Genomic DNA, 3950 nt, shown 5'->3' with positions numbered 1-3950 from the left:
CGTGCGTAGCGCGCCGATGCTTCACCCGCGGACCGCGCCGAATGCCGAACTCACGAAACCGGGCGCGCAGCCTCGCTACATCCCACTGCGCGCCGAGACCGGTGTAGAGGTCAAGCGCGCAGGTGAAGGCGGCCCGCGCCGAGCCGCGATCTTCGGCTTCGGCGAACGCGATCGCGGCGGCCTCCAGTGCCTTGGCCCTGGGCAGCGGACGGTCCACGTCGCGGTAGCCGTCGGCGGCGCGCAACAGCGTCGCCGCGTCCCGCTCAACCAGACCGCGGCAGTACAAAGCCATCGCGCTGCGATGGGGCACAGCGGACTCGGCGGCGGTGGCGCGGACCCGTGACTCGATCTCGGCCGCGGTCCCCGCGTCGCCGATCGCCACGGCCAGCCGGGCGGCGTCGCCGAGCAGGTCCTCGACCTCGTCCTCGCTGGTCAGCCGGGCGGTCAGCGCGGCAAGCGCCCGATCCGGCGCACCGGCCTGCTCGAAGGCGACGCTGCGGGCATGCACCAGTGGACCCACCACCCGATCGCCGATTCGTTCCGAATACGGCGCCGCGAAGTCCAGATGCTGGCGTGCCGCGGCGGCCTCACCACGGTGGAAGTGGATGATCGCGGCGACCCCGTGGTCGCAACACACCACGCTCGGATCCTTGAGATCGTCCGGGACAACGTCCACTTCGGCCAGTGCGTCGTCCCACCGGCCAGTGTCCAGCAGCAGCTGCCCGAGGGCGCTCTGGGCCTGAATCAGCCGCACCATACTGCCGGTGCGGTCGGCCAGTTGGCGCGCCCGCTCGGCGGCGGCAAGTGCCTCCGGGTAGCGATCGAGATCGCCAAGGGTGACCGCCTGGTTGATCTGCAGCAGCAGACTGAGATCAATCAACGTGGGATCGCCCTGCGCCACGGCCATTGCGCGCTCGAACACCGGCAGCGCCTCGATCCACTTGCCCCGCATCATCGCGACCAGGCTCAGCACGTGCAGCGCCCACCCGATCGCCCAGCGATCTTTGATCTGGCTTGCCTCAGCCAGTGCCGCGGTGGCGACCCGGCCGGCGGTGTCGACCTGGCCGAGATCCCGGTGCGTTCGCGCGGTGAGCACCAGCAGCCGGGCCCGGTGCCGGGCTTGAAGGCCCGGCTGGGTCATGGCCCGGTTCAGCGCGGCGAGGGATTCGGCGCAGCGGCCGGTCATCCCGCGGCATTGGGTCAACGTCATGTGCAGGTCGACGAGCAGATCGGGGTCGCTGACGCGCTGCAGCGCGCGGCAGGCCACCCGCTCGGCCTCGGCGATGTCGCCCGCTCGGTAGAGCGCATCGGCCAACCGGCACGACAGCACGCCGATCACCGCGTCGCCGGCCGGCGCGTCCCGCACCGCGCGGCGCAGGATCTCGACCGCGACCGCGGGCGCCTGACCGATCAGCGGCGGGGCCGCGTCGAGGAGCCAGCGCATCACCCAGCTAGGCACCGGCTCCCGACTGTCGTTTGTGGACATCGTGGGGAGCAGCTGCCTGGCCACCCGATCGACCGGCGCGCCGGCCTCGGCCAACGCTCGCGCGGCGGCCCGATGCCAGGCGACCCGCACCGCCGCCGGCATCTCGTCGTACAAGGCCGTCCGAATCAACGGATGCCGGAATGCCAGGTTGTCACCGGCCTCCACCAGCACCCCGGCGGCCCGCGCCTCGTCGAGGGCGGGCAGCAGCTCGGCCAGCCCGGAACCCACCACGATCGTCAGGTCCGCGACCGAGAAGTCGACCCCCAGCAACGCCGCCGCCCGCAGCAGGGTTCGCACCCACTCCGGTAGGAAGCCCAGCCGGTCCGCGATCGCCGCCGGCAGCGAGTCCGGCGTAGGCCCGCCGGTCAGCTCCGCGATTCCCGCGTCGTCGACGACCAGGCACGAGCTTCTGGCCAGCGCGTCGACCAACTCGGTGAGGTACAACGGGTTTCCGGCCGCCCCGTCGGCCAGCCGCAGCAAGTTCTCACCCGGCTTGCCGCCGGCCAGCGTGGCCACCAGCTCGAGCACCGCCGGTTCCGCAAGCCGGCCCAACCGGAGGCGCTCGGCCGGCCCGACGATCCGGCGCAGCGCCCGCAGATCATCGCGGCGCGGCACCGGGCGCAACACGCCGATCAGGAGGAGCGGGAGTTGCCGGACCGACCGGGCGAGCCGGCTCCACACCGCCACCGTTGCCCGGTCGGCCCACTGCAGGTCGTCGAGCACTAGCACGGTCGGCCGGACCTGGCAGAGCTGTTCCACCAGGGCAAGCAGTTGCTCAGCGGCCGTGGCGGCCAGGTCGGCGCCCTTGCCGACGGCGGCCTCGCCGCGCAGCAACTCGGCGACGGCGCGGCGCCGGGAATCCTGCGCGGAGGTGTTGATCTGTAAGCCATCCAGCAGGGGCAGCAACGGCAGGGCTTGCCCGAGCTCATCACCGGCTCCCCAGTACACCTGGCAGCCCGAATCGGCGGCGAAGGCGCATCCGGCCCGAACCATCGTGGACTTGCCGATGCCCGGCTCGCCCTCCACCAGCACGGCGCGACCGCGACCGGCGGCCACGTCGCGCACCCAGCTGACTAGCCGGGACAACTCGCCGTCCCGACCGATCAGGAGATCAACACCACCCCCCGGACGCCACACAAAAACAATAATAGGAGGAAAACGTCAGATTAACAAGAGGTGTATTTACGTCGTCGATTTCGTCATACGATCACCTTGTCTTTGCCTCCGATAAATATCCAATTCGGTGATTGTTCAGCGGTCCTATTCGCGGTGCAAACCGTCGCTTCACGTTGGCTGATCATTCACCGACAATTGCTCGCCGGTTATAGCGAATCTGCGACTGTTCGCATGGCTCGAAAAGTCAGTCTCCGCGATTGACCAAGGGGAGGAATTATGCGGGTTCACCGAGCGGTCGCCACCGGCTCCGCGGTGGCGCTGAACATCATCGCAGTGGGTATCCTCGGCGTTTCCGCGGCGGCTGCGCCGGCGGCCGGTGCCGCCACCAGCGGCGAGTGCGCCGCGACGGCGGTCGTTGCCACCACGTGCACCAACGGCATGGGATACAACTCCCCAACGCCCGAAGGCATGGGATACAACTAGGGCATTCGTCCCTCCACCTCCCCTGCCACGTCCTCGCGGCATATCGTCCGGGTAGGTCGTCGAAACCCTGCGGCCGCAGCCGGCCCCGTCTCCCGGCTGCGGCGACTTGCCGTGCGCGCCGGGCGAATTGGCAACTCGTGAACCTCGCCATTCATTTCAGCGTAACATTATCCTAAGTGCGGACCCTATCTACGAAACTCATTTGGCTTTGTTGCGTTGTCTGATGCAGTCGCCCTGAGTGGCTTGCTGTCTGGGGGCTCAGACTGCCTGAGCGAGTTCGTCAAAGGCAGTCGCGACACGGAGCTTCGGTGGAGCATCGGCGGCACTCCCAGGTCGAGTTCCGACGCCAACCGCAGCACCAGCCTACGGAGCTGCGGTGCTGTCGAGCGGCTCGGGCTGTGGCCTCGCGGCCGGATCCACCGTCGTTTCACCAGGCTCGGTTCCACCGCAACAACGTCTCTGGACTGACGAGCCGATGTAGTTGGCAGGCCTTGGACGGCAGCGGCGTCAACGCCGCGAACAGCCCCCGGTCTGCCCCGGGCAGACGTGGTCTGTTCACCTGGCGCGGAGCACGCGACTTCATGGCGCAGCACCAGGTCTCCGCTTTTTCGATTGTGAACTACGAGCAGGCCAGCTGGGCCGGAAGAACCGACCAGGTCGCGATCCCCCGATGACGACCACTTCGCCGTTCATGCCTTCCTGGCGGGCCGCACCACGCCAGACCGTCAAGCAGTTGCGACTAGACACCCGGCGGTGCTACGACCACTTCGCTGAGTGCCAAGGGCGCGCTCGGGTGTACGAGCACGGCGGCCACCTCGCCTCGATTGTCGGGACTGCCACCGTCAAGGAGTTAGTTGACGCTACG

The 3950-nt window shown here is 68.8% G+C and carries 3 protein-coding genes; 2 read left to right on the top strand and 1 reads right to left on the bottom strand.

Features of this window, described 5'->3' with window-relative positions; translation table 11 throughout:
- The coding region (locus tag VFA16_RS00970; protein WP_324966020.1) for an ATP-binding protein at positions 1–2623 on the bottom strand (2623 nt) is incomplete at its 3' end.
- A 255-nt stretch (positions 2624–2878) separates the two neighbouring features.
- On the opposite strand from VFA16_RS00970, the gene VFA16_RS00965 reads away from it, so the two are divergent.
- Together VFA16_RS00965 and VFA16_RS00960 are read left to right on the top strand one after the other, a co-directional pair.
- A complete protein-coding gene (locus VFA16_RS00965; protein ID WP_324966019.1) occupies positions 2879–3085 on the top strand; it encodes a hypothetical protein in 207 nt (68 codons plus the stop codon).
- Positions 3086–3755: 670 nt separating this feature from the next.
- A partial coding sequence (locus tag VFA16_RS00960; RefSeq protein WP_324966018.1) for a hypothetical protein occupies positions 3756–3950 on the top strand: 195 nt, incomplete at its 3' end.

This window comes from Mycobacterium sp., assembly GCF_035653355.1.
In the GTDB taxonomy this organism is placed as follows: domain Bacteria; phylum Actinomycetota; class Actinomycetes; order Mycobacteriales; family Mycobacteriaceae; genus Mycobacterium.
Note: the sequence above shows the minus strand (reverse complement) of the source record. Positions and strands in the feature narration are given on the sequence as shown.

Excerpts from the sequence above, each read along its gene's own strand:
- VFA16_RS00965 (WP_324966019.1), top strand. The coding sequence starts at position 2,879 with ATGCGGGTTCACCGAGCGGTCGCCACCGGCTCCGCGGTGGCGCTGAAC.